24 protein-coding genes and 8 tRNA genes are annotated in these 23917 nt (G+C 47.1%); 15 read left to right on the top strand and 17 right to left on the bottom strand.

Annotated features, from left to right (window positions below; all coding sequences use genetic code 11):
• Nucleotides 1-69: 69 nt before the first annotated feature.
• On the bottom strand, nt 70-651 hold the full coding sequence (locus tag AC3AP5_RS02545; protein ID WP_272977323.1) for a superoxide dismutase: 582 nt from the start codon (nt 649-651) through the stop codon (nt 70-72).
• Between the two features lie 235 nt (nt 652-886).
• On the opposite strand from AC3AP5_RS02545, the gene AC3AP5_RS02550 reads away from it, so the two are divergent.
• The gene (locus AC3AP5_RS02550) at nt 887-1231 is read left to right on the top strand and encodes a Grx4 family monothiol glutaredoxin (RefSeq protein ID WP_272977324.1); all 345 of its coding nucleotides are present in this window, start codon (nt 887-889) and stop codon (nt 1229-1231) included.
• A gap of 106 nt (nt 1232-1337) precedes the next feature.
• Nucleotides 1338-1943 (top strand): peroxiredoxin, encoded by a 606-nt coding sequence (locus AC3AP5_RS02555; protein WP_006956540.1) that lies wholly within the window; start codon nt 1338-1340, stop codon nt 1941-1943.
• A 57-nt stretch (nt 1944-2000) separates the two neighbouring features.
• Here the strand turns inward: AC3AP5_RS02555 and rnt are convergent, their stop codons facing one another.
• Entirely contained in the window at nt 2001-2633 is a 633-nt protein-coding gene (gene rnt, locus AC3AP5_RS02560; RefSeq protein ID WP_040488155.1) for a ribonuclease T, read from the bottom strand.
• A gap of 128 nt (nt 2634-2761) precedes the next feature.
• On the opposite strand from rnt, the gene AC3AP5_RS02565 reads away from it, so the two are divergent.
• The gene (locus AC3AP5_RS02565) at nt 2762-3673 is read left to right on the top strand and encodes a flagellar protein MotY (RefSeq protein ID WP_487326953.1); all 912 of its coding nucleotides are present in this window, start codon (nt 2762-2764) and stop codon (nt 3671-3673) included.
• A 5-nt stretch (nt 3674-3678) separates the two neighbouring features.
• On the opposite strand, the gene nth is transcribed toward AC3AP5_RS02565, so the two are convergent.
• The 7 genes from nth to rsxA are packed head-to-tail and all read right to left on the bottom strand — an operon-like array spanning nt 3679 to nt 9759.
• On the bottom strand, nt 3679-4314 hold the full coding sequence (gene nth / locus AC3AP5_RS02570; RefSeq protein ID WP_006956537.1) for an endonuclease III: 636 nt from the start codon (nt 4312-4314) through the stop codon (nt 3679-3681).
• 5 nt (nt 4315-4319) lie between these two features.
• Nucleotides 4320-5009 carry an electron transport complex subunit E gene (locus AC3AP5_RS02575; protein ID WP_286681983.1) on the bottom strand — a complete coding sequence of 230 codons (690 nt, stop codon included), beginning with the start codon at nt 5007-5009 and terminating at the stop codon, nt 4320-4322.
• Entirely contained in the window at nt 5002-5655 is a 654-nt protein-coding gene (gene rsxG / locus AC3AP5_RS02580; protein ID WP_006956535.1) for an electron transport complex subunit RsxG, read from the bottom strand. Before rsxG ends, AC3AP5_RS02575 begins: the two co-directional genes overlap by 8 nt.
• Nucleotides 5642-6715: an electron transport complex subunit RsxD gene (gene rsxD, locus AC3AP5_RS02585; RefSeq protein WP_487326954.1), complete on the bottom strand. Its 1074-nt coding sequence runs from the start codon at nt 6713-6715 to the stop codon at nt 5642-5644. The genes rsxG and rsxD overlap by 14 nt, the downstream gene beginning before the upstream one ends.
• Nucleotides 6715-8589, bottom strand: a complete 1875-nt coding sequence (gene rsxC / locus AC3AP5_RS02590; protein WP_006956533.1) for an electron transport complex subunit RsxC — start codon at nt 8587-8589, stop codon at nt 6715-6717. Before rsxC ends, rsxD begins: the two co-directional genes overlap by 1 nt.
• 4 nt (nt 8590-8593) lie before the next feature.
• On the bottom strand, nt 8594-9178 hold the full coding sequence (rsxB, locus tag AC3AP5_RS02595; protein WP_006956532.1) for an electron transport complex subunit RsxB: 585 nt from the start codon (nt 9176-9178) through the stop codon (nt 8594-8596).
• Complete coding sequence (gene rsxA / locus AC3AP5_RS02600) at nt 9178-9759, bottom strand: electron transport complex subunit RsxA (RefSeq protein WP_006956531.1); 582 nt, start codon at nt 9757-9759, stop codon at nt 9178-9180. Before rsxA ends, rsxB begins: the two co-directional genes overlap by 1 nt.
• Before the next feature lie 189 nt (nt 9760-9948).
• On the opposite strand from rsxA, the gene AC3AP5_RS02605 reads away from it, so the two are divergent.
• Together AC3AP5_RS02605 and AC3AP5_RS02610 are read left to right on the top strand one after the other, a co-directional pair.
• A complete protein-coding gene (locus AC3AP5_RS02605; RefSeq protein WP_487326955.1) occupies nt 9949-10485 on the top strand; it encodes a phosphatase PAP2 family protein in 537 nt (178 codons plus the stop codon).
• A gap of 8 nt (nt 10486-10493) precedes the next feature.
• On the top strand, nt 10494-11519 hold the full coding sequence (locus tag AC3AP5_RS02610) for a glycosyltransferase family protein (protein ID WP_487326956.1): 1026 nt from the start codon (nt 10494-10496) through the stop codon (nt 11517-11519).
• A gap of 20 nt (nt 11520-11539) precedes the next feature.
• Here the strand turns inward: AC3AP5_RS02610 and AC3AP5_RS02615 are convergent.
• The 3 genes from AC3AP5_RS02615 to AC3AP5_RS02625 form a co-directional block, all read right to left on the bottom strand.
• A tRNA-Asn gene (locus AC3AP5_RS02615) sits at nt 11540-11616 on the bottom strand.
• A 24-nt stretch (nt 11617-11640) separates the two neighbouring features.
• Nucleotides 11641-11717 (bottom strand) — tRNA-Asn (locus AC3AP5_RS02620).
• 727 nt (nt 11718-12444) lie between these two features.
• On the bottom strand, nt 12445-13635 hold the full coding sequence (locus tag AC3AP5_RS02625) for a pyridoxal phosphate-dependent aminotransferase (protein ID WP_272977333.1): 1191 nt from the start codon (nt 13633-13635) through the stop codon (nt 12445-12447).
• A 135-nt stretch (nt 13636-13770) separates the two neighbouring features.
• Between AC3AP5_RS02625 and AC3AP5_RS02630 the strand changes: the two genes are divergently transcribed.
• From AC3AP5_RS02630 to AC3AP5_RS02645, 4 genes are all read left to right on the top strand, one after another.
• Nucleotides 13771-15129, top strand: a complete 1359-nt coding sequence (locus tag AC3AP5_RS02630) for an MATE family efflux transporter (RefSeq protein ID WP_487326957.1) — start codon at nt 13771-13773, stop codon at nt 15127-15129.
• A complete protein-coding gene (uvrB, locus tag AC3AP5_RS02635; protein ID WP_487326958.1) occupies nt 15122-17152 on the top strand; it encodes an excinuclease ABC subunit UvrB in 2031 nt (676 codons plus the stop codon). The genes AC3AP5_RS02630 and uvrB overlap by 8 nt, the downstream gene beginning before the upstream one ends.
• A gap of 68 nt (nt 17153-17220) precedes the next feature.
• Nucleotides 17221-17415: a DUF2061 domain-containing protein gene (locus tag AC3AP5_RS02640; protein WP_083404989.1), complete on the top strand. Its 195-nt coding sequence runs from the start codon at nt 17221-17223 to the stop codon at nt 17413-17415.
• Nucleotides 17360-17890 (top strand): DUF2919 family protein, encoded by a 531-nt coding sequence (locus AC3AP5_RS02645; RefSeq protein WP_487326959.1) that lies wholly within the window; start codon nt 17360-17362, stop codon nt 17888-17890. The genes AC3AP5_RS02640 and AC3AP5_RS02645 overlap by 56 nt, the downstream gene beginning before the upstream one ends.
• Before the next feature lie 11 nt (nt 17891-17901).
• Here the strand turns inward: AC3AP5_RS02645 and fghA are convergent, their stop codons facing one another.
• The gene (gene fghA, locus AC3AP5_RS02650) at nt 17902-18729 is read right to left on the bottom strand and encodes an S-formylglutathione hydrolase (RefSeq protein WP_272977334.1); all 828 of its coding nucleotides are present in this window, start codon (nt 18727-18729) and stop codon (nt 17902-17904) included.
• Between the two features lie 18 nt (nt 18730-18747).
• Nucleotides 18748-19866 carry an S-(hydroxymethyl)glutathione dehydrogenase/class III alcohol dehydrogenase gene (locus AC3AP5_RS02655; RefSeq protein ID WP_487326960.1) on the bottom strand — a complete coding sequence of 373 codons (1119 nt, stop codon included), beginning with the start codon at nt 19864-19866 and terminating at the stop codon, nt 18748-18750.
• Nucleotides 19867-19989: 123 nt separating this feature from the next.
• Between AC3AP5_RS02655 and AC3AP5_RS02660 the strand changes: the two genes are divergently transcribed.
• A complete protein-coding gene (locus AC3AP5_RS02660; protein ID WP_006956549.1) occupies nt 19990-20868 on the top strand; it encodes a LysR family transcriptional regulator in 879 nt (292 codons plus the stop codon).
• A 42-nt stretch (nt 20869-20910) separates the two neighbouring features.
• On the opposite strand, the gene AC3AP5_RS02665 is transcribed toward AC3AP5_RS02660, so the two are convergent.
• Nucleotides 20911-20986: transfer RNA gene (locus AC3AP5_RS02665), tRNA-Val, on the bottom strand.
• 31 nt (nt 20987-21017) lie between these two features.
• Nucleotides 21018-21093: transfer RNA gene (locus AC3AP5_RS02670), tRNA-Val, on the bottom strand.
• Nucleotides 21094-21285: 192 nt separating this feature from the next.
• Between AC3AP5_RS02670 and gltX the strand changes: the two genes are divergently transcribed.
• The 5 genes from gltX to AC3AP5_RS02695 all read left to right on the top strand — a co-directional run bounded on the left by gltX (nt 21286) and on the right by AC3AP5_RS02695 (nt 23228).
• Entirely contained in the window at nt 21286-22695 is a 1410-nt protein-coding gene (gene gltX, locus AC3AP5_RS02675; RefSeq protein WP_487326961.1) for a glutamate--tRNA ligase, read from the top strand.
• A 140-nt stretch (nt 22696-22835) separates the two neighbouring features.
• Nucleotides 22836-22911: transfer RNA gene (locus AC3AP5_RS02680), tRNA-Ala, on the top strand.
• Between the two features lie 32 nt (nt 22912-22943).
• Nucleotides 22944-23019, top strand: a tRNA-Glu gene (locus AC3AP5_RS02685).
• A gap of 30 nt (nt 23020-23049) precedes the next feature.
• A tRNA-Glu gene (locus AC3AP5_RS02690) sits at nt 23050-23125 on the top strand.
• Nucleotides 23126-23152: 27 nt separating this feature from the next.
• A tRNA-Glu gene (locus tag AC3AP5_RS02695) sits at nt 23153-23228 on the top strand.
• Between the two features lie 51 nt (nt 23229-23279).
• Here the strand turns inward: AC3AP5_RS02695 and AC3AP5_RS02700 are convergent.
• A complete protein-coding gene (locus AC3AP5_RS02700) occupies nt 23280-23915 on the bottom strand; it encodes an arylesterase (protein ID WP_487326962.1) in 636 nt (211 codons plus the stop codon).
• Nucleotides 23916-23917: the final 2 nt, after the last annotated feature.

A 23917-nucleotide genomic window follows, 5' to 3' on the forward strand; every position in this document is an offset into this window, starting at 1 on the left:
CGAAACGGGTTAAATAGACATAAAAAAAGCCAGCATATGCTGGCTTTTTTGATAAGCAACTTAGCTATATTACGCAAAGTTTTTGTTCACGAAATCCCAGTTGAGGAGCTTCCAGAAAGCTTCTAAGTAATTAGGACGTGAATTGCGATAGTCGATGTAATAAGCGTGTTCCCACACATCAACAGTTAGTAGTGGCGTTACGCCGTCGTGTGCAACTGGGGTGTCAGCGTCATCCGTGTTCATGATATCGACAGAGCCATCAGACTTCTTAACCAGCCATGTCCAACCTGAGCCGAAGTTGCCCGCCGCGCTCGCGTTAAACTCTTCTTGGAACTTCTCGAAAGAACCCCATTTATCGTTGATCGCGTCTGCGATAGCACCGCTAGGAGCGCCGCCACCATTGGGGCTCAAGCAATTCCAGTAGAACGTGTGGTTCCATACTTGAGCGGCGTTGTTAAACAAACCACCTTTCTCAGACTTGATGATGTCTTCAAGCGATTTGCTTTCTAAATCGGTGCCTTTAACTGCATCATTTAGCTTGCTTACGTAAGTCGCATGGTGCTTGCCATAATGGTATTCGAGTGTCTCTTCTGAAATGTGCGGCTCGAGTGCGTTCTTCTCATAAGGAAGAGCGGGAAGTTCAAATGCCATAATCTCTCTCCATAGTTTTTAGTGCAAATAGCGTCTTACACAAAATGAATGTGCAAGCTGTTGTTGTTATTCATACGATATATAGGGGTGACTGGTTCTCTTTTCAAGTATAAGTTTTTATTATTTCCACAGCTGGCTGTAAAGCACCCAAAGAGAGCAATCGGGGGTTGCATGTGTTAAAATACTTGAGTATTTTTATCAACCATTCCATTCGTAAACAGTGATTTGAGGTGACATGGAAACCATCGACAAGATTAAACAGCAGATTGAAGAAAACCCCATCCTTCTTTATATGAAGGGCTCACCTAAGTTGCCGAGCTGTGGCTTTTCTTCACAGGCCTCACAAGCACTCATGGGTTGTGGTCAAGCGTTCGCTTATGTCGATATATTACAAAACCCTGATATTCGTGCTGAATTGCCTAAATACGCAGACTGGCCGACATTCCCACAACTCTGGGTTGAGGGCGAGCTCATCGGTGGTTGTGACATCATCGTTGAGATGTTCCAAAAAGGCGAGTTACAGGAATTGATTACCGAGGTGGCAGCGCGTCATCCTCAGCCTGAAAGCGACGCGCAATAATCGGCGTTTGGGGTTGATCTTTTACGGTTGAACCCCATATTTATAAAAGCTTTTAATTTAGGTTGCTAAGTGGCAGCCCAACATTCACTAAAGACGGAGAGTATCAATGGCAGTTTTAGTAGGACGTAAAGCACCTGACTTTACCGCAGCAGCGGTAATGGGCTCTGGCGAAATCGTTGAAGATTTTAAATTTTCTGATGCGATCAAAGGCAAGAAAGCCGTCTTGTTCTTCTACCCGCTGGACTTTACATTCGTATGTCCTTCTGAGCTTATCGCATTTGATAAGCGTTTGGACGAGTTCAAAAAGCGCGGCGTTGAAGTAATTGGTGTCTCAATCGATTCACAATTCACTCACAGCGCATGGCGCAACACTGCAACTGAAGATGGCGGTATTGGCCAAGTTAAGTACCCACTTGTTGCAGACGTTCGTCACAGCATTTGTAAAGCATACGATGTTGAACACCCAGAAGCGGGCGTTGCATTCCGTGGTTCGTTCTTAATCGATGAAGATGGCGTTGTGCGTCACCAAGTCGTTAACGACCTACCATTGGGCCGTAACATTGACGAGATGTTGCGTATGGTCGATGCTTTGAACTTTAACCAGAAACACGGTGAAGTTTGCCCTGCAGGTTGGGAAGAAGGTAAAGAAGGTATGAAGGAAAACGCTGAAGGCGTAGCAGCATACCTTTCTAAGAACGCTGACAAGCTGTAATATTAGTTTTCAGTGACTCTTAAAAAACGCGCCAAATGGCGCGTTTTTTTTTTGCTTTTAGTCAGCGAGTGGCCAACCGCCTAGTGCCTTCCATTTGTTGACCATCCAACAAAACAGTTCGGCTGTCTTTTCGGTGTCATACAGCGCTGAGTGCGCTTGCTTTTGATCAAACTCGATACCTGCGGCTTTGCACGCTTTGATAAGTACAGTTTGTCCTAACGTCAACGCCGCTAAAGATGTCGTGTCAAAGCTAACAAAGGGGTGAAACGGATTGCGCTTAATGTTAGCTCGTTCAGCTGCTCGCATCAGGAAGCTATGATCAAAATTCGAGTTATGTCCAACCAACACAGAGCGCTGACAGCCAGCCGCTTTTTGTGCCTTTCGAATCGGTTTGAATAAGGCTTTAAGTACCTCGTCTTCGGGGAGTGCGCCGCGTAATTCCGAATGCGGATCGATACCATTGAATTCAATTGCTGCTTGTTCAATATTGGCGCCTTCAAATGGCTCGACATGAAACTGATGGCTTTCGACCGGCTTAAGCTGTCCATGTTCATCAAAATTCAGTATGACGGCAGCGATCTCTAACAAGGCATCGGTCGAGGCATTAAAGCCCGCCGTTTCGACGTCGATGACTACGGGTAAGTAGCCGCGAAAACGTTGCTTCATAAGAGAGTCTTCGGAACCTGACATGAAATTACCTGTATCTGCTAAATTGCTAATGCCCATTATGCCAAAGAGCGGGCGTTTTTGCTTGTGATTTGGTTAAAGGTTATTGCAACACGACCGATATAAAAGACAAGTCATTAAAGGAGGTGCGTGTGCAGGTGAATAATACGACTCGGCTATCAGCGTTAATCGTGCTGGGTAGCGCGTTGGTCAGTATCAGTTCGTTCGCAGAAGCAAACGCGGTCAGATACTACAGCGCAAACTTGGATAATTCACTTTGGTATATGGCCAACAACACGCAGCTTAACTGTGAGTTGGAGCACGTCATTCCTCGCTTCGGCAAAGTACAGTTTCATAGCGAAGCGAGTAAGCAACTCAATTTAACCATGACCTTCGATATGAACCAGCTTCCCGACAACTACAGTGTGGCACGTATCGAATCGGTTCCTCCGCAGTGGCAGCCGGGACAAAACAGCTACTCTATTGGTAGCATGGACCTATATAAGCAATTTAATGGCGAGCTTAAAAAGCAAGCAGCATGGACGTTGCTGTCTGAACTCGATAAGGGTCGTTACCCAACATTTTTGTACCAAGACTGGTATAACCCAAAAGATCAAGTTGCTGTGGCAATTTCAGCAGTGAACTTTCGCAGTGCATACGACGCATTTAAAGGTTGTATTAATGCGTTATTGCCTTTCTCATTCGAGGATATTGCATATACCGTACTGAACCATAAAGCGGATAGTGATGAGCTAACCGCGCCTTCGCGGCGGAAGCTAAAACAAATCAGCGACTACTTGAAAGTAGATGCCGACTTGAAGTTAGTATTAATAGATTCCTACACGGATTCGCTAGGCGCTCGTGAGCCGAATCAGACGCTAACAGAGCAACGCGCCAATGCTATTAAATCTTTTTTTGTCGAACGGGGTATAAAAGCGGATCGCATTCAAACGGTCGCTCACGGCGAGGATCGTCCGATCGACCATAATGATAATGAAATAGGCCGCCAGAAGAACCGCCGAGTTATCGTGCAGTTAAATAAATCCTCAGACGTTGAGCTATAGTTGCATCAATCGCTGGTTTTTTCTTTAAACTCGCAAAGGTCTTCAATAACACAGCTACCGCAGCGCGGTTTGCGCGCAACGCAGGTGTAGCGCCCGTGTAGAATAAGCCAGTGATGGACATCCACTTTAAACTCTTTGGGCACGACTTTAATTAGCTTCTGTTCAACCTCATTGACGTTCTTGCCGGGAGCCAGTTTAGTGCGATTAGAGACTCTAAAGATATGCGTATCTACAGCAATAGTCGGCCAGCCAAATGCTGTATTAAGCACTACGTTAGCCGTTTTACGTCCAACACCGGGTAGAGCTTCCAAAGCTTCTCGGCTTTCTGGGACTTCGCCATCGTATTGTTCAACTAGTATCTTACAGGTTTTATAAGCGTTTTCTGCTTTTGAATTAAATAGGCCGATGGTTTTGATATATTCTTTAATACCATCTACGCCAAGCGCTAACATGGTCTCTGCCGTAGGTGCCGCCGGGAAAAGTTTACGTGTGGCTTTATTGACGCCCACATCGGTTGCTTGAGCTGATAACAATACGGCAATTAGCAGTTGGAAAGGCGACTCATACTCTAACTCAGTGGTTGGGTTAGGATTGTTGTCACGCAAACGACTTAAAATTTGATAACGTTTATCTTTATTCATATCAATTAGCTTTCGGCTGTCACGCGTGCGCGTGTAACTGTTTTCTCAGAGGATTGGATTTGCGCGCGCTTTGCGTCAATACGGTTTTTTATCGCAATAATGAAGCCCATACCAATGAAAGCACCTGGAGGTAAAATCGCCAACAGCAATGGATAATCAAGACTAAACAGTTCGATACGCAATTGCTTGGCCCACTCGCCTAGCAATAGTTCAGCGCCATCAAATAGCGTGCCATTGCCGAGCACTTCGCGTATTCCGCCTAAGACGACTAACACGGCAGCAAAACCCAGCCCCATCATCAGGCCATCGATAGCCGCATGGTGCCATTTATTTTTGGATGCATAAGCCTCTGCGCGGCCGATGATAGCGCAGTTGGTTACGATTAATGGAATGAAAATGCCAAGCGTTTGGTAAAGCTGATAGACGTAGGCATTCATCAATAACTGGATAATGGTAACAAAGGTGGCTATTACCATAACGAAAACAGGAATACGTATTTCCTGAGGCACCCATTGGCGAACCAGTGAAACTGTAATGTTTGAGCCCATTAAAACAAATAGCGTAGCTAAGCCGAGTCCTAAGGCGTTGGTCACAGAGGCGGTGACGGCAAGTAGCGGGCATAAACCTAAAAGTTGAACTAAAGCCGGGTTATTTTCCCACAAACCCTGTTTAGTCAGTGTTTTAAACTCACTCATGGGATTCACCTTGTGAAGCTGAATTGCATTGCGGTAACGAGTCTTGGAACAGTTGGGTACTGTTTTGCTGTAAATACCAAGTGGCGGATTTTACTGCACCCACTACTGCGCGTGGCGTTATCGTTGCGCCCGTAAATTGATCGAACATACCACCATCTCGTTGCACCGCCCATCGTTCGTCATCCTCACCTGTCAAGCGTTTGCCCGCAAATGATCGTATCCAGTCACTCTTTTGTTTTTCGATCTTATCACCCAAGCCCGGCGTCTCTTGGTGTTGTAGTGTTCGTACACCCAACACTTCACCATCAGGTTTGATGGCAACCAGTAAGCGGATTTTTCCTGAGTATCCGTTAGGAGCTACGGCCTCAGCAGCTAAAGCGCTGGGTTTACCATTCAGGTAACCGCGGTAAATTGGAACAGGCTGCTCACTCAGTGCGTTATCTGACAACAGGCCGCAGGAGTGATAGAGGTCATTGTCGTGAAGCTCAGGAGGGATGATTTCATTCAGCGAAGCGAGTGTTTGCGTGCGCTTTTGCTCCGCAATGGCATCTTCTGTGACGGCTTCCACACCAAGCACCAACGCAGTCGATACTAAAGCAAACAACCCCAGTAACAAGCCGTTTTTCTGCATGCTATTCAGCGTCATGTTTCGCTCCTGAGTGATGTCCGTAAACAGTTGGGCGAGTATAACGGTCAATAATGGGAACACACAGGTTCGCCAGTAGCACTGCGAAAGCCACTGCATCGGGATAACCGCCCCAAGTTCTAATCACCCATATCAATAAACCGATGAGTAAGCCAAATAATAACCGCCCGCGATCCGATGTTGCTGCCGAGACTGGATCCGTAGCGATAAAAAACGCACCCAGCATCGTCGCGCCGCTCAGCGCATGAAAGATAGGTCCTGATATAATGCTGGGAGCGAACATGTGTGCCAAAAAGCTTGGTACAAGTAGACCCGCTAGAAAGCCAACAGGGATATGCCAACGGATGATGCGTTGTTGCAGTAAGATAATGCCGCCTAGCAGAAAACCCAAATTAAGCCATTGCCAGCCAATACCCGCTAAACTACCTAGCATGGGTTGCTGATATGCCTCGGTTAAGATCTTGCCTTGATCGAGCGCGGTTTTAACACCGTCAAGTGGGGTCGCCATCGACATACCATCAACGGTAGTGCGTAGTTGTTCAACATCGTACCCGGTGGGTGTGTACTCAAAAATAATAGTGTGTAGTGTTTGCCACAGTCCTAAATCGTAGGGGGCAATAGGAGCTGCGGGTAGCCAGTGTGTCATTTGGACAGGAAAAGAAATGAGTAACAACACGTAGCCCGCCATTGCAGGGTTAAATATGTTTTGTCCCATGCCTCCATAAACTTGCTTTACGACGACGATCGAAAATAGCGTCCCGATTACAATAATCCACCAAGGCGCCAAGGGAGGGATGCTAATGGCTAATAAAACCGCTGTCACCAATGCGGTGTTATCTCGCAATGCCTGACGCGCGCTACGTTCACGCGCCCAAACACAAATAGATTCAGATAGGTACGCGACAGTGACGGCGATCAAAATCTGAAACCAAACGCCCCAACCAAAAAAGTATGATTGGATAATCACGCCAGGAATAAGCGCGAACACCACCCAGGCCATTACTTGGTTCGTCTTTTTTTGGCTATGCCCATGCGGAGCGGCGGCCACTTTAAAGCTCATTATTGTTTATCCTCCTGATCAGGGCTTTGGCTGGCTCGATCGTCTGATGTTTGCTGTTCGCGTGCTTGCTTTTTCTTTTTAGCGCGAGCAATAGCCGCCGCGACCGCTGCTGATTTATCTTGTGCTGGGCGTTGCTGTTCAGTGGCTGGGCTTTCGGCTTCAACATCGCTTTCACGAGCCGTTTGCTGGGCCGCTTTCTTTGCCTTAGCACGTTCGATAGCTGCGGCTACTGCTGCTGATTTCTTCGACTTTTGCTTGGATTCAGCGTCTGTAGGTTGAGCCGGGGTCGAGCTACCGTCCTCTTGCGCTGCTTTTTTGGCTTTCGCACGAGCAATGGCGGCAGCAACCGCTGATGACTTACCGTCGTTGTCCGACGGCTGTTCAGATGCTTCTTGGGCCTGTTGTTGCTGCATTTGCTTACGCGCTTCGGCGGCCTTTCGGTGACGCTCTAAACGTTCTTCTTTTTCACGCTCTAAACGCGCTTGACGCGCTTCGAAACGTTTTTTCGCGAGTTCAGCTTTTGCTTGTTCGCGCGCTTGGTTACGCATCTGAGATTTTGCCTGACGGTAGTAATGCACAAGTGGTATTTCACTTGGACAAACAAATGCACATGCACCGCACTCAATACAATCAAACAGATTATTTTCTTCGAGTGCTGGATAATCTTTGGCTTTTGCCAACCATTGCAATTGCTGCGGTTGAAGAGTGGCAGGGCATACCTCTGCGCAGGCTCCACAACGGATACACGCCATTTCATCGCCCGGTGGTGGCAGTTCTCGGGTACTCGGCACGAGAATACAGTTAGTGGTTTTGATGACGGGCACTGCGGTAATTGGCAACGTGAAGCCCATCATGGGACCGCCCATAATAACTCGCTGTTGTTGCTCTGGCTTAAAACCAGCGTATTCAAGCAGGGCATCAACAGGCGTTCCTAATGGTGACCAGACGTTGCCTGGTTGCTCAATACATTCACCTGTCAGGGTTACCACACGCTCGATTAACGGCTTATCGTCAATTACCGCCTCTTTTACAGCAAATGCAGTCCCCACGTTTTGCATGATAATACCCATCTCAATAGGGAGTTGTTTGCTCGGCACTTCGTGGCCAGTGAGCAGTTGGATAAGTTGCTTCTCTCCTCCTGATGGATACTTCGTCGGCACGATGCGAAGCTCAATATCATCATATTCCGCTATAGCGGCGCGCATACTGTCGATAGCTTCTGGTTTGTTATCCTCAATCGCGAGCAACGTTTTATCGGTACCCGTGATGTAAGCTAGAATTCGCATACCGAGCACAATATCTCTAGCATGTTCGCGCATTAAGCGATCGTCGGCGCAAATATAGGGTTCGCACTCAACGCCATTAATGATTAGATAACTGACCGGTTTTTGCTGGGCGAGCTTTTGTGAAGTAGGGAAGCCCGCTCCTCCTAACCCTGCAACTCCGGCTGCCTGAATAATATCTAATAACTCGGCTTTATCACGTTGCTGATAATCGGGCAAAGGCTGACGTTCTCGCCACTTATCTTCGCCATCCGGTGTAATGACAATAGCTTGTTCTGGGAGACCTGAAGCATGCGACATAGGTCGTTGTTCAATCGCTTTTACCGTGCCTGAAGTGGGTGCGTGCAGTGGCAGGCCTTGATGCAATGCCGCATCAGTTAATGCTTGACCTTTTAGTACACGTTCTCCCACGCGCACGGTGCACTGACCCGATAAGCCGATATGTTGACGTAACGGAAGAATAAGCTCATCAGCATAAGGAACTCGGCGCAACGGCTGCTCACTCGCGGGTTGTTTGCGCTCTGGTGGATGTATACCGCCGGGAAAGCGTGCAATTTGACCTGACTCAACGAACTGCTTGATGTCTTGCATCGTCTTACTCCACCAGTTTGACGGGAATGGTATCGGCTTTGTGGATATTCTGTTTCACGCTATCGAGATTCCACTGCCAGGTTTCGGGTTTAGCTTTGATTTCTACCATATCAATGCAATCGACAGGGCAGGGCTCAACACATAAATCACAGCCGGTACATTCATGCTCAATAACGGTATGCATTTGTTTTGCGGCACCTAAAATGGCGTCTACCGGGCAGGCTTGAATGCATTTCGTGCAACCAATACACTCATCCTCGCGAATGATGGCGACTTTTTTGACACTCTCTTCACCATGCGCTGCGTCGAGAGGCTTGGCTTCCACACCCATCAGGTCCGCGAGTTTTTTTATCGTAGCTTCACCGCCAGGCGGGCACTTGTTGATCTCGTCGCCATTAGCAATCGCCTCTGCATAAGGACGACAGCCCGGATAGCCACATTGTCCACACTGAGTTTGCGGCAGGATCTCATCGATTTGATCAACGATAGGGTCGCTTTCTACCTTAAACTTGATAGCTGCGAAACCGAGGATTAAGCCAAATATCAGCGCAAGCGCACCGATAGCGATTAAACCAACTACAAAACTCATTATTGGGTCACCAATCCGCTAAAGCCCATAAACGCGAGTGACATTAAGCCCGCTGTTATCATCGCAATCGCTGAGCCTTTAAAAGCTTTCGGTACATCGGCCGCAGCCAAGCGCTCGCGAATGCCAGAAAATAGAATTAAAACGAGTGAAAAACCGACTGCCGCGCCAAAGCCATAAACGATTGACTGTACGAAATTATGTTGTTCATTGATATTCAGAAGTGCAACACCTAGAACCGCACAGTTGGTGGTAATAAGCGGCAGAAAAATACCCAACAGGCGATAGAGTGTAGGACTTGTTTTATGCACCACCATTTCAGTAAATTGTACCACCACCGCGATAACCAAAATAAAACTTAAGGTTTGTAATGCCATCAACCCTAAGGGCTCGAGTAAGTACTGATTCACTAAGTAGCTGCATACCGATGCTAAGGTTAGTACAAATGTGGTTGCCGCCGACATGCCAATCGCCGTATCTAGCTTGTTAGATACGCCCATGAATGGGCAAAGTCCCAAAAACTTTACCAATACAAAATTGTTGACCAGTACGGTGCCTATAAGCAGCAGCAAGTAATCCGTCATTCAATTCTTCCACACGTGATTTAAACCGGCGCCTATTATCGGTGTTTTGACATTGATAAACAACAGACAGAGGTCAATAGAACGGACAAGATTCGTCGAATTTTGTCACTGTTATTTAACGTAACTGACGCGTGACTGTCATTTTGTTAGCGCAATGTAACGGGCAAGCCAATAAACGGGGGCATTGTCATGGTCTGGTTAACAGCATTGCAAGAAACCGCGTTACGAGTCGATTTAAGCTGGTTCACTCGTATTCATCGTTTAAATCAACATCGTTGGATTGCCGCTGTTGCGCAATGTTTTTCGCGTTCGGGGGACGGTTACTGGTACTTTTTCGCTGGATTAGTATTTGTTTTACACAGTGCCGATGGACAAGCCTTCTTTATCGCATGTGCGGCTATTTTTTTATTCGAGCGTCCGCTTTATTGGTGGCTAAAAAACAAGTTCAAACGGGCACGACCAACGACTTTAATGGCTTCTAAAAAACTGTTTGTCGCTCAGGATGAGTTTAGCTTTCCTTCGGGTCATACTTGCGCCGCCTTTATCTTCGTGACCTGTCTCTCTTACTACTACCCCGTTTTCGCACTGTGTCTTTTGCCGTGGGCATGTGCTGTCGGAGTTTCCCGCGTCGTAGTGGGAGCACACTACGTGTCGGATGTCTGTGTCGGCGCCTTGCTTGGCATTGCTTTTGTCGAAACCTTCTTTCTTATCTACTTTGCACTTTAAGGTCGAATATGCGTATTTTGTTCGGTGTTCAAGGAACCGGCAATGGTCATTTAAGCCGTTGTCACACGTTATCAAGGTGGTTGAATCACTACTCGGTTGATGTTGATTACCTCATATCTGGACGAGCGCCAAGCTCGCTATTCGATATGAGTGCTTTCGGTGAGTATCAATGGCGGCAAGGTCTGAGCTTTGCGACTCAGAATGGTCGGGTTGATTACTTCAATACCTATCGACAAAATTCATTTAAACAGTTTTGGTCAGATGTAAAAGCGCTCGATCTGTCGACTTATGATTTAATTCTAACCGATTATGAACCCGTAACTGCATGGGCTGCGCGGCTGGCACACAAGCCGTGTATTGGCATTGGGCGTCAGTACGCATTCAAAGAGCCTTCGCTATACTCGAAGCTTAGTCTGCTTCAGCGCGGCCTCATCGACTATTTTGCGCCGGCTTCACGGTGGCTGGGTATGCATTGGCAACCATTGGACAATTGCATTCCACCGATTGTACGTGAACAGCAATCTGAGACTGAGCTCAGTGAGCGTCATGTATTGGTTTACTTGCCATTTGAAAATCTAGAGCAAGTCGTAGATGCCCTCATACCATTAAAGTCGTATCAATTTTCAGTTTTTCATCCAAGCATAAAGCAAACGGACAACCTAGATGCGCCTCATATTTTGGGTTTCCCTCCGTCGCGTGAGGGCTTTAAATGTCAGTTCGAAACTGCGGAGTATGTATTAGCTAATGCCGGATTTGAAACCACGTGTGAGGCACTTCAGAGCGATAAACAGTTTGCTGTTAAACCTTTGCGAGGTCAGTTCGAGCAACACTGGAATAGCAAGCTTTTAGCTGACAGTCAGCTTGCTTACGTAATGCATGAAATTTCAGAGGATAATGTGCGTGCATGGTTAGCGGGCCATCAACGCGCAGCCCTCAATTGTGAATGGCCAAATATGGCAGACAATATCGCGCAATGGATAAAATCGGGTGCACAGGAAAACGAAAAAACTAGATTGACGGCGCTTTGGGGATAACAACTTTGGAAGCTTGAGATTGGCTCCCCAGGTTGGATTCGAACCAACGACACATGGATTAACAGTCCACCGCTCTAACCAACTGAGCTACTGGGGAACAAATTGTAGGATTAAAACGTGTTGGCTCCCCAGGTTGGATTCGAACCAACGACACATGGATTAACAGTCCACCGCTCTAACCAACTGAGCTACTGGGGAACACGTCTTAACGGCGTCGAATATTAAAGACCTATGCGGCGCCTGTCAACTAATGATGCGGTATTTTTATTGTTTTTTCATTTAACTGCTTAAATCTTGTGCGAGTGTATATTTTGTAGCCTTATACCAAAAACTGTGTGCTAAAGGCTGTCCATGTAAATGTCAAGTACCTGTCATAAAGCCAGTTATGCCTTATGTTATAAATTGTTGCTCGCTGAGGATATCCACATACCGCTGAAATCCGCATCAGTTAAAGCCTACAGGATCTTATCCACGGATTCTGTGGATAACCCTGTGTTTAAGTATGTGAAATAGTACGTTTAGTGCGGTTTTCAGCTAAGGTTAGCGATTGTTCAGAAAATGCATAAATCATTAAAAATCTAATAAAAACAATGCCTTATAAAAACAAAACAAAAACATGGCTGAATTGACTGAGTGAGCACCCAAGATTGCCCGAAGAATCAGCAACTTGTGTATTTCTTATTTAATTTGGGTGATTTTTAGGCACGCTTTAAGCGTCTGTCGAAGGCTTTCAGGTCCCATTTGTCAAGCCATCAAATTGATTTTTTTGTAATAAATAAGCATATAAAAGTGGGGTTGTTGTAATAAAAATGTCTTTTGTGTTTCTCGATTTTGAGAGCGGGATCGCGCCTTATTTCTTAGGTGAAAATATAAAAAAAGCCCTATTAGTACGCTAATAGGGCTCTAATGCTGATAAATAGATGTTTTATTTTAATGCTTTGACAAATTGATTGATGCGAGCGACCGCTTTTTTTAGTGTATCGAGGCTTGTTGCAAATGAGAGTCGACAGTAGCCTTCAGTGCCAAAGGCTGAACCGGGCACTAATGCGACATTAGCTTCGGTCAGCAGTTTTTCACACAACTCAACATCGTTTGCAACACCTGCTTTTTCAATTAGGTTTTGGATACGCGCGAAAGTGTAGAAGGTGCCATCACCTTTTACGCACTCAATACCCTCTATCTCGTTAAGTGCACTCACCAAGTAATCGTGGCGCTCCTTAAACGCACTGACCATTGTATCGATGCAGCTTTGGTCGCCATTTAAAGCGGCTACTGCCGCATGTTGGCTAATGCTGGCTGGATTTGACGTGCTCTGAGACTGAATCTTTTTCATCGCCGCAATGATAGGTGCTGGACCTGCTGCATAACCAATACGCCAGCCGGTCATTGCGTAGGCTTTCGAAACACCGGATAAGATAACTGTGCGGTCGCGTAATTCAGGCGCAACCATCACAATATTAGCGAATTGGCTACGATCCCACAAAATATGCTCATACATATCATCTGTCGCGATCAGCACATTTGGGAAATCAACCAGTACATCAGCAAGTGCGCGTAGTTCCTCTGCTGAGTAGGCTGTACCACTCGGGTTAGATGGACTGTTGATAAACATTAAACGGGTTTTTTCGGTTAATGAGTCGCGCAATTGCTCAGGAGTGATTTTAAACCGCTGCTCTAAATCGGTATGGACGATCACGGGCTCTGCTTCAACCAGCTTTACCATATCTGGATAAGAAACCCAGTAAGGCGCCGGTATCACCACTTCATCACCCGGGTTGAGCCAAGCACTCAGTAAATTAAAAATGCTGTGTTTACCGCCTGCCGAGACGATGATTTCATCAAGACCGTATTCCAACTGGTTATCACGTTTAAACTTATCGGAAACTGCTTGTTTAAGTTCGACAATACCATCAACCGCAGTGTACTTGGTTTTGCCGTCTTCGATGGCTTTAATAGCAGCTTGTTTGACAAAATCGGGTGTATCAAAGTCGGGTTCACCCACACCTAAACCAATCACATCTTTACCCGCGCTTCTTAATTCGTTGGCTTTTTGCGTTACTGCCAGCGTAGGAGAAGGTTGGATAGAATTAACGCGCTTTGAGAGCTGATAGTCCACTACGTATTCCTTCCGATTTTGCTTATGTAAACAGCTCTCTACTATACGGATCGGTCGCGTTAAAGTCTATCAACATAGCCAAACAATAGATGTTTGCTGTACACTAATGAGGTTAATTCAACAGGAGGTATTTTCATGGCTACAACCGACGCATCTCGAAGTCTTATCAACGCGCCGGTTGGAAAAACGCTATGGGAAATGACGTGGCCCGTTATCTTTGGTGTCGCTACGCTGATAAGTTTTAATGTCGTAGATACTTTCTTTATTAGTCTGTTAGGTACTGACCCACTTGCTGCCGTCAGCTTTACCTTTCCAATCACCTTTACGGTTGTTAGCCTCACCATCGGCTTGGGTATTGGTACATCCGCTGTTATCGCGCGTAAGTACGGTCGGGATAAACCCCAAGAAGCTCATTTCGATGGTTTTGCTGCACTCTCGGTTTCCGCTTTACTTGTTCTGATGCTGTCAGCCGTTGGCTATATTTTCATGGACAGTATTTTTACCCTCCTGCAAGCACAACAACGTTTACTGCCGCTGATCCGTGAATACATGACGCTATGGTTTGCGGGCAGCGTCATGTTGGTCACGCCAATGGTCGGCAATGCGGTATTGCGAGCATCGGGCGACACACGAACACCCTCATTGATTATGGCCTCGGGCGGTTTGGCGAATGCCATTTTTGATCCGATCCTTATTTTTGGTTGGGGACCGATCCCTGCGATGGGTATTGAGGGAGCCGCTTTAGCGAGCGTGATTTCTTGGTTGAGTGGTGTGGTTCTGGTGTTCTGGTTACTTAATCGTAAGCAGCTTATTCGGGTACGTATCGAAACGACACGCGGGTTGTTTCGCGAATGGGTCGATGCTGCTCGGGCTATTCTGAAAATTGGTCTGCCAGCGGCAGGCGCCAACATTCTGACTCCGCTCGCGATGTCGGTCATGACGGCTATTATTGCATCTTATGGTGCGGCGGCAGTGGCGGCATTTGGCGTTGGCACTCGACTCGAGTCGCTGGCGAGTATCATTATTCTGGCGCTATCCATGTCTTTGCCGCCGTTGATTAGCCAAAACTTTGGTGCCAACCGAGTTGATCGGGTACGAGAGGCCTATAGCAAAGCCTTAAAAGCGGTATTTGCCATTCAACTGGTTATCTATGCGGTAATGGCAATAACGGCACCGTGGATTGCGATGGCATTTGCGAAAGAGCAAGAAGTGGCGCGTATCGTTGAATTGTTTATCTACATAATGCCCATCGGTTATGGCTTCCAGGGTTGGATCATTCTCTCGAACTCGAGTTTTAATGCCATTCATAAACCCATGCGTGCGCTCGGCTTAAGTGTCATCCGCTTATTTGTTTTTTTCGTACCCTTGTCCTACTTAGGTAGTCTACTAGCGGACCTACACGGCTTATTTATTGGCGGTGTGGTGGCTAATATCATCACAGCGGCTATCGCTTATATATGGTTTACGCGAGCGTTGAGGAGGGTTGGTGAGTAAAGCATTTGAATTAATATCGAGTTACCAGCCTGCAGGTGATCAGCCTGCGGCGATTGAAAAAATTCTAGAGAATTTAGACGCGGGTCTTGCCCATCAAACTTTACTCGGCGTCACAGGCTCGGGTAAGACGTTTACCATGGCTAACGTGATTGAGCAGTCGCAACGCCCGACGCTTATCCTCGCTCACAATAAAACGTTGGCAGCACAGCTCTATGGTGAGATGAAAGAATTCTTTCCTAATAATGCTGTCGAATATTTCGTGTCCTATTACGATTATTATCAGCCCGAAGCCTATGTGCCCACCACTGATACTTTTATTGAAAAAGATGCATCGATAAACGACCACATTGAACAAATGCGTCTGTCAGCGACAAAAGCGTTGATGGAGCGCCGTGATGTTGTGTTGGTGGCTTCGGTTTCGGCGATTTATGGTTTGGGTGATCCCGAATCATATATGAAGATGATGCTGCATGTGCGTCGTGGCGATATTATTGACCAGCGCGATATTTTGCGGCGCTTGGCGCAGCTACAGTATAAGCGTAACGATGCGGCCTTCGAGCGGGGCACCTATCGTGTACGTGGTGAGGTCATTGACATCTTTCCGGCTGAATCGGAAGAGCTTGCAGTGCGCGTTGAGCTATTTGATAACGAGGTGGATCGCATCAGTTTTTTCGAGCCGCTCACCGGGCAGGTCACCGAAGCAGATGTCGCACGTGCCACCATTTATCCGAAAACACACTATGTGACACCTCGTGAAGTCTTGGTTGAAGCGATTGAGAAGATCAAAGATGAGTTGAAAGATCGTCGAGATGTGCTGCTGAAACAAAATAAACTGCTTGAAGAGCAACGTATTAATCAGCGCACTCAGTTTGATATTGAAATGATGTTGGAGCTTGGCTATTGCTCCGGTATCGAAAACTATTCACGTTATCTGTCTGGACGTGCTCCGGGCGAGCCACCACCCACCTTGATGGATTACTTACCTGATGACGCGCTGCTTATCATTGATGAGTCTCATGTGACGGTATCGCAGGTCGGCGCTATGTATAAGGGGGACCGCTCACGAAAGGAAAATCTGGTGGAGTATGGCTTTCGACTGCCGAGTGCGTTGGATAACCGACCGTTAAAGTTTGATGAATTCGAGGCTATCGCACCACAAACAGTTTATGTTTCTGCAACACCTGGGAAATATGAGCTTGAACGTAGTAGTGGCGAGGTGGTTGAGCAGGTCGTGCGACCCACAGGTTTAGTGGATCCCATTATTGAAGTGCGGCCAGTAGCGACGCAGGTCGATGATTTAATGTCTGAAGTCCGTTTGCGTGTGGAAAAAGAAGAACGTGTACTTGCGACAACATTGACCAAAAAGATGGCCGAAGACTTAAGTGACTACCTCGATGAGCACGGCATCCGTGTACGCTATCTTCACTCAGACATTGATACGGTCGAACGAATGGAGATTATTCGCGACTTGCGACTCGGTGAGTTTGATGTGTTAGTCGGCATTAACTTGCTGCGAGAAGGTCTTGATATGCCGGAAGTTTCCCTAGTCGCCATTCTTGATGCTGATAAAGAGGGCTTCTTACGCTCTGATCGTTCTTTGATTCAGACCATTGGTCGTGCAGCACGTAACGTGAATGGTAAGGCGATTCTTTATGGCGATCGGATTACCGGTTCGATGCAACGCGCGATTGAAGAGACGGATCGTCGTCGTGAAAAGCAAATTGCATTTAACAAAGAGCATGGCATCACACCGCAAAAATTGAATAAGAAAGTCACCGACGTGATGGACTTAGGGCAGGGCGGTGCAAACCGTAAAAACCGTGCGGCGAAAGCCGTTGCCGAGGTGGCGTCAGGTTATGATCCACGCACCGTGATGATCAAAGATACGAATGCGGTGATTAAAGAAATCGAAGCAAAAGAAAAAGAAATGTACGAAGCAGCTCAAAATCTTGAGTTTGAGAAGGCGGCACAATTACGTGATGATATCAAAACATTACGTGAACAACTTAAGCGAGCAGTTTAATCGGTTTTTATAATTAGAAATGTAAATCGTAATTGCTATCATTTCGTTAGACAGGAATGGAGGGCATTATGATAAAGACAGCTAGTTTTGCCGTGATGCATTTCTCAATCGCTTTTACAGTGGTTTGGGTGATGACAGGCGATATCGTTATGGGTGGTGCCGTGGCATTAATTGAGCCATTGGTAAACACGGTAGGTTATTATTTTCATGAAAAGATCTGGCAACGGAGCGGCGTTCGTCGAACGAGCGCGCTATCTGGATAAAGAGGGGCGCGCGAGCACCCCTCTATTTTTCATTTGGGTCACATTCTTTTTATGCCGTGGCTATCTTGCAGGTATTGTCTCGCTTACTTTCAATGAAGATCGCACGCGTTTACTCTCGTTATTTTATAAAAGCTCAGAACAATTTGGTCTCATGCTGGTGGTCGGCTTGCCTGCGTTACTCGTTCTGTTGGCAACAAGTTTCGCCAAAGAGGATGGCTACAACTGGGCTAATCATGTGATGCGAGCTGCACAGCCCCTGATGTTGGTCTCCCTCGTGTTAGATGCGATATTAATTAGTAGTTTGTTAATGCATCAGCATGGCAGTTTTTCTTGGGGGAAAGCGAGTATTATCTTGGCATGGTTTATTAGCCTTTGGTACGTCAGTAAATCGCGGCAATGGCGCTTTTATCGGCGTCATCTTGCTGAAAAGCCTGATTTATCGGCGTCCGAAGACACCGATAAATCAGCACAATAAGGGCGAGCGTGTTAGAGCAGATAATGCGCGTGGAAGCGTAACTGCTCTTCAATGAAACTGCTGATAAAGTAGTAACTATGATCGTAGCCTTCGTGCAGATAGATAGCGCCCGGTCCATCTGTTTCGTCGAATACAGCTTGCAAAGCCTCAGGCTTGAGTTGCTCTTCGAGAAAGTTGTCTGCTAAACCTTGGTCGACGCGAATCGGTCTGACTTGCCCATAAGCTTTGATAAGTTCAACCGCATCATAGTCTTTCCAAGCATCACGGTTGCCTCCCAAATATTGCGTAAACGCATATTCACCCCAGGGGCATTGAGTCGGATGGGTGATCGGTGAGAATGCCGAAATGCTTTGATAGCGCTCTGGGTTCCGCACACCAATGACAAGCGCGCCATGGCCACCCATGGAGTGACCGGCAATCGAGCGTTTATCCGTTAGCGGGAACTGTGCCTCTACGCATTTTGGGAGCTCATCAAGAATGTAGTCGTACATTTGATAGTGTTTAGCCCAAGGCGTTTCGGTCGCATTCAGATAAAAACCTGCACCTTTGCCAAAGTCATAACGATCTTCGTCAGGTACCTCATCACCGCGCGGGCTGGTGTCCGGAATAATTAGTGCGATACCGAGCTGCGCAGCGACGCGCTGTGCACCTGCTTTAGTAGAGAAATTCTCATCAGTACACGTTAGCCCTGATAAAAAGTACACGCTGGGGACTGCATGATGCTCTGCTTGGGGCGGTAGAAACACACTCAACTGCATATCGCAGTTGAGTGTCGAAGAGCGGTGCTTAAGGCGGACTTGACGGCCGCCAAACGTACGTACTTCGCTTACGATTTCCATAGTGGATACCTTTGTCGCTTAGTAGTGGATAACTGAACGAATCGACTTACCTTCGTGCATGAGCTCAAACGCTTCGTTGATCTCTTCAAGTGACATGTTGTGAGTAATGAAGGTATCTAAATCAAACTTCCCATCCATGTACTGTTGCACGTAGTCGGGCAATTGGCTGCGACCTTTGACGCCACCAAAAGCGCTTCCACGCCATACGCGACCGGTGACCAGTTGGAATGGGCGGGTTGAGATCTCTTCACCTGCGCCGGCGACACCGATAATTACCGATTCACCCCAACCTTTGTGGCAGCATTCAAGCGCCGAACGCATGACTTCGACGTTACCAATACATTCGAACGAGAAGTCGACACCGCCGTCGGTCATATCGACAATCACTTCTTGGATAGGCTTGTCGTAATCTGTTGGATTAACAAAATCAGTCGCACCGAGCTGCTTGGCAATTTCGAACTTATCTTCGTTCACATCAATCGCAATAATGCGTGACGCTTTCGCTTGTACGGCACCGATAATGACGGCTAGACCGATACCACCGAGCCCAAATACCGCGACCGTATCACCTTCTTGTACATCAGCTGTGTTCTTAACTGCACCCATGCCGGTAGTGACGCCACAACCGAGTAAGCAGACTTTTTCAAGCGGTGCTTCTTTTGGAATCTTAGCGACGGAAATCTCTGGCAATACGGTGTATTCGGAGAAGGTCGAAGTTCCCATGTAGTGATAAATCGGCTCCCCGTCTTTTGAGAAACGGGTGGTGCCATCCGGCATTAAGCCTTTACCCTGCGTTGCTCGCACGGCTTGGCACAAATTAGTTTTCCCTGAAGTACAGAATTTACATTCACCACACTCGGCGGTGTAAAGTGGAATCACGTGGTCGCCCACCTCGACAGAAGTCACGCCTTCGCCGACCGACTCAACAATACCGCCGCCTTCGTGGCCTAAAACGGCTGGGAAGATACCCTCAGGATCAGCGCCAGATAGCGTATAAGCATCGGTATGACACACGCCTGTCGCAATGATTTTGACGCGCACTTCACCTTTTTTAGGTGGTGCTACATCGATTTCTTCCATTTTTAACGGTTCGCCGGGGCCCCACGCCACGGCTGCACGCGACTTAATTGTTTCCATCTTAGCTTCCTTTATTTAGTATGTGATTGGCTAGTTATACGTCAATGACAGGAACAAGTTTAACTTTTTCTGTTTTAAAGGTAATCTAAACTTTTTACAAATAACTTTTGCAGATACGTAATAATGAAACAATGGCAAGGAATCAGTGAGTTTGTTGCGGTGGCTCAAACATCCAGCTTCACCAGTGCAGCGAAGCAGTTAGGTCTGTCCGTTGCGCAAGTGAGCCGTAATATTGCAGCGCTAGAGCAACGGCTTAAATTACCATTACTTTATCGCTCCACGCGCAGCGTGAGTTTAACGGAGGAGGGCTCACTCTATTTACCGCATTGCCAACATTTAGTGGCGAGTCTCAATGATGCGGATCAGGCTATCCAACAGCGATCAGAAAAACCACAAGGGTTAATCAGACTGACCGCTCCAGTATTTTACGGCGAACACGTGATTGCTCCTTTAGTAAATGATTTTTTAAATCAGTACCCCGATTGTCGACTCGACTTTAACCTCACCAACGACACGCTCGACTTGATAGAGGGACATTATGACTTAGCGATACGGTTAGGGCATTTGGGCACGCCGCGTTTAAAGGCGAGTCCGCTCGGTCGTCGCCGGCACTTTCTAGTGGGGGCGCCGGCGTATTTTGAACGTTTTGGAGAACCAACTCACTTAGCTTCGCTGGCTGATCACCGTTGTTTAACGGGCACGCTCAAAAGTTGGCGCTTTCAGGTGGATGGAAAAGTAAAGACAGTGCAACCAAACGCATTAGTTCATTGTAATAGTGGCTTAGCGATAAAAGATGCGGTGTGTAAAGGCCTGGGGATAGCGATTCTGCCTGATTATTATGTCGCTGATGAGCTTGAAGCCGGTGTCTTACAGGAAGTGATGACAGAGTATCGTCAACCGGACGATGGTATTTGGGCATTGTATCCCGAGTCGCGACATCGAATTGCGAAAGTCAGAGTATTAATAGACTTTTTGAAGGTGAAGCTAACCGATAACGGTTGAAGTCGTGGATTTACTTAGAATAATTCGGAGAGTAAAAAAAGGTGGTGGATGGTACTGGGCTCGAACCAGTGACCCTCGCCTTGTAAGGGCGATGCTCTCCCAACTGAGCTAACCATCCAACGCCAAGGAAAACAACGAAGGGGAAGAAGTGGTGGATGGTACTGGGCTCGAACCAGTGACCCTCGCCTTGTAAGGGCGATGCTCTCCCAACTGAGCTAACCATCCAGTTTTGTCATCGCACTTCTGCGTCGTTGCGAGGAGGCATTATAGGGATACGCGCCAAAGTGTCAAACAAAAAATGCAAAGTTTTTTCTGTTTGCTGACTTTTTAATCATTTTAATTGAATAATGCGCTTTTGGGCTAGGACTGGTAAAATTCAACACGTCTAATCACTGAATCAAATAAAGGAACACAGTAATGAGTGTAGTTACGCGTTTCGCTCCAAGCCCGACTGGCTATTTACATGTTGGCGGTGCTCGCACAGCGCTTTACTCTTGGCTGGTCGCAAAGGCCCAATGTGGTGAGTTTGTCTTGCGCATTGAAGATACCGATCGGGAGCGTTCAACGCAGCCGGCGATTGATGCCATCTTAGAAGGTATGGAATGGTTAGGGTTGAACTGGGACCGAGGTCCTTACTATCAAACTAAGCGTTTTGACCGCTATAAAGAATTAGTCGATCAATTGCTTGAAGAAGACAAAGCTTATAAATGTTACTGCTCGACCGAGCGGTTGGAAAAAATGCGCGAAGAGCAAATGGAGCGTGGCGAAAAACCTCGTTATGACGGACATTGCCGTGATAATCCAAATGCGTCTGGTGATAGTTACGTGATTCGTTTTCGTAACCCGCAAGAGGGTAGCGTGATTTTTGATGACTTGATCCGTGGTCGTATCGAGTTTTCAAACCAAGAACTTGATGACTTAATCATTGCTCGCAGTGATGGTACGCCAACTTATAATTTCTGTGTTGTCGTGGATGACTGGGAAATGGGTATTACGCATGTGGTGCGAGGCGAAGACCATATTAATAATACGCCGCGCCAGATTAATATTTTAAAAGCGTTAAACGCGCCGGTGCCTTATTACGCGCACGTATCGATGATTCTGGGTGATGACGGTAAAAAATTATCTAAACGCCATGGTGCGGTGGGTGTGATGCACTATCGCGATGACGGGTACTTGCCCGAAGCGGTCATTAATTATTTGGCACGCTTAGGTTGGTCGCACGGTGATCAAGAGATATTCAGTAAAGAAGAGTTGGTTAAACTGTTTAAACTAGAGGACGTGAATAAAGCGGCTTCTGCGTTTAACACCGAAAAGCTTAATTGGTTAAACCAGCATTACATGAAGACGCTGCCCGCTGAACAAGTGGCTGATGCGCTAAAATGGCAATTTGATCAACTCGGCGTCGATACGTCGACGGGTCCAGCACTGACAGCCATTGTTGGTTTGCAAGCTGATCGTGTGAAAACGTTGAAAGAAATGGCCGCGATTAGCCGTTATTTCTATGAACCAGTGACTGAGTTTGAAGAAAAAGCAGCTAAGAAACACTTGCGCCCTGTAGCTAAAGAACCATTAGAAGCGGTGAAGGCAAGTCTGTCAGGCTTAACGGACTGGACTGCTGAATCAATTCAAGAAGCGATTAATGGCACGGCTGAAGCGCTTGGCGTGGGCATGGGCAAAATTGGCATGCCGTTGCGCGTTGCAGCAACCGGTGGGGGCAACTCACCCTCGTTGGATGTCACCTTAGCTCAGTTGGATCAGCAAAAGGTTATCGAGCGTATTGATCTGGCGCTTGCGTTCATTGCTGAGCGCGAAGCGAACGCATAATCTGCGATTTGCATGTAAAATAGTCAACTTGATATAAAAATCGCCAGTTAGCGATATTTTTTCAAAAAACAGTTGACACTTAAGCGCTCCTCGCAATAGAATGCGCCCCGCTGTCAAGGCAGTTTCGCTGCTAAAGCAGTGGGGCTATAGCTCAGCTGGGAGAGCGCTTGCATGGCATGCAAGAGGTCAGCGGTTCGATCCCGCTTAGCTCCACCAAGTGAAATTTTGATAGCAACGTTAGTGATTGCGTCCCCTTCGTCTAGAGGCCTAGGACACTGCCCTTTCACGGCAGTAACAGGGGTTCGAATCCCCTAGGGGACGCCAATTTTACTAACACGATGCAGTTTTGATTGCGTCCCCTTCGTCTAGAGGCCTAGGACACTGCCCTTTCACGGCAGTAACAGGGGTTCGAATCCCCTAGGGGACGCCATTCAAAAGCATCACAAACAGTTTCTGGGTCCCCTTCGTCTAGAGGCCTAGGACACTGCCCTTTCACGGCAGTAACAGGGGTTCGAATCCCCTAGGGGACGCCAACACTAAACCACCTTCGAGGTGGTTTTTTTGTGTCTGCAATTTATCAACGCTTAACCCGATGCCTCGGCGTTTTTAGCCAGCTCAAGCAAGTACGGTGAGAGGAAATCCGCAATAGCGTCTTGCGCTGCTGCAGTGGGGTGGATGCCATCATCTTGCACGAAGTCTGGGTTCTCTACTAACTCTGTCATAAAAAATGGCACCAGTGTTACATCATACTTTTCTGCCACACGCGTAAACACCGCCTGAAATCGCTTTGAGAAGCGCGGACCATAGTTGGGCGGTACGATGACCTGACTGAGCGCCACTTTAATCCCTTTCGCCTGTGCCTGCTCGATCATATTAGACAAGTTCGTTTCCACCGTCGCTAAATCGAATCCACGCAACCCGTCATTGCCGCCTAACTCAATAAAAATAGCATCCGGTTGGTGGCGCTCAATAATGCCTGGTAAACGATTGAGACCGCCACGGGTGGTTTCACCACTGATACTGGTATTGACTATTTCAATGTTCGGGTACGCCTGCTGCCAACGGTTTTGCAATTCTGCTACCCAAGTTTGTTGTTGCGAAAGACCATAACCTGCGCTTAGGCTATCTCCTAATACAACAAGTGAAACATTTGCCGCAACACTACGTATAGATATAAAAATCAAAGTAATACAAGCTAACTTTAATAGGAAATTTTTCATTT

Source organism: Idiomarina sp. D18 (genome assembly GCF_057748155.1).

Excerpts from the sequence above, each read along its gene's own strand:
- AC3AP5_RS02545 (WP_272977323.1), bottom strand. The coding sequence starts at position 651 with ATGGCATTTGAACTTCCCGCTCTTCCTTATGAGAAGAACGCACTCGAG.
- AC3AP5_RS02550 (WP_272977324.1), top strand. The coding sequence starts at position 887 with ATGGAAACCATCGACAAGATTAAACAGCAGATTGAAGAAAACCCCATC.
- AC3AP5_RS02555 (WP_006956540.1), top strand. The coding sequence starts at position 1,338 with ATGGCAGTTTTAGTAGGACGTAAAGCACCTGACTTTACCGCAGCAGCG.
- rnt (WP_040488155.1), bottom strand. The coding sequence starts at position 2,633 with ATGTCAGGTTCCGAAGACTCTCTTATGAAGCAACGTTTTCGCGGCTAC.
- nth (WP_006956537.1), bottom strand. The coding sequence starts at position 4,314 with ATGAATAAAGATAAACGTTATCAAATTTTAAGTCGTTTGCGTGACAAC.
- AC3AP5_RS02575 (WP_286681983.1), bottom strand. The coding sequence starts at position 5,009 with ATGAGTGAGTTTAAAACACTGACTAAACAGGGTTTGTGGGAAAATAAC.
- rsxG (WP_006956535.1), bottom strand. The coding sequence starts at position 5,655 with ATGACGCTGAATAGCATGCAGAAAAACGGCTTGTTACTGGGGTTGTTT.
- rsxD (WP_487326954.1), bottom strand. The coding sequence starts at position 6,715 with ATGAGCTTTAAAGTGGCCGCCGCTCCGCATGGGCATAGCCAAAAAAAG.
- rsxC (WP_006956533.1), bottom strand. The coding sequence starts at position 8,589 with ATGCAAGACATCAAGCAGTTCGTTGAGTCAGGTCAAATTGCACGCTTT.
- rsxB (WP_006956532.1), bottom strand. The coding sequence starts at position 9,178 with ATGAGTTTTGTAGTTGGTTTAATCGCTATCGGTGCGCTTGCGCTGATA.
- rsxA (WP_006956531.1), bottom strand. The coding sequence starts at position 9,759 with ATGACGGATTACTTGCTGCTGCTTATAGGCACCGTACTGGTCAACAAT.
- AC3AP5_RS02605 (WP_487326955.1), top strand. The coding sequence starts at position 9,949 with ATGGTCTGGTTAACAGCATTGCAAGAAACCGCGTTACGAGTCGATTTA.
- AC3AP5_RS02610 (WP_487326956.1), top strand. The coding sequence starts at position 10,494 with ATGCGTATTTTGTTCGGTGTTCAAGGAACCGGCAATGGTCATTTAAGC.
- AC3AP5_RS02630 (WP_487326957.1), top strand. The coding sequence starts at position 13,771 with ATGGCTACAACCGACGCATCTCGAAGTCTTATCAACGCGCCGGTTGGA.
- AC3AP5_RS02640 (WP_083404989.1), top strand. The coding sequence starts at position 17,221 with ATGATAAAGACAGCTAGTTTTGCCGTGATGCATTTCTCAATCGCTTTT.
- AC3AP5_RS02645 (WP_487326959.1), top strand. The coding sequence starts at position 17,360 with ATGAAAAGATCTGGCAACGGAGCGGCGTTCGTCGAACGAGCGCGCTAT.
- fghA (WP_272977334.1), bottom strand. The coding sequence starts at position 18,729 with ATGGAAATCGTAAGCGAAGTACGTACGTTTGGCGGCCGTCAAGTCCGC.
- AC3AP5_RS02655 (WP_487326960.1), bottom strand. The coding sequence starts at position 19,866 with ATGGAAACAATTAAGTCGCGTGCAGCCGTGGCGTGGGGCCCCGGCGAA.
- AC3AP5_RS02660 (WP_006956549.1), top strand. The coding sequence starts at position 19,990 with ATGAAACAATGGCAAGGAATCAGTGAGTTTGTTGCGGTGGCTCAAACA.
- gltX (WP_487326961.1), top strand. The coding sequence starts at position 21,286 with ATGAGTGTAGTTACGCGTTTCGCTCCAAGCCCGACTGGCTATTTACAT.
- AC3AP5_RS02700 (WP_487326962.1), bottom strand. The coding sequence starts at position 23,915 with ATGAAAAATTTCCTATTAAAGTTAGCTTGTATTACTTTGATTTTTATA.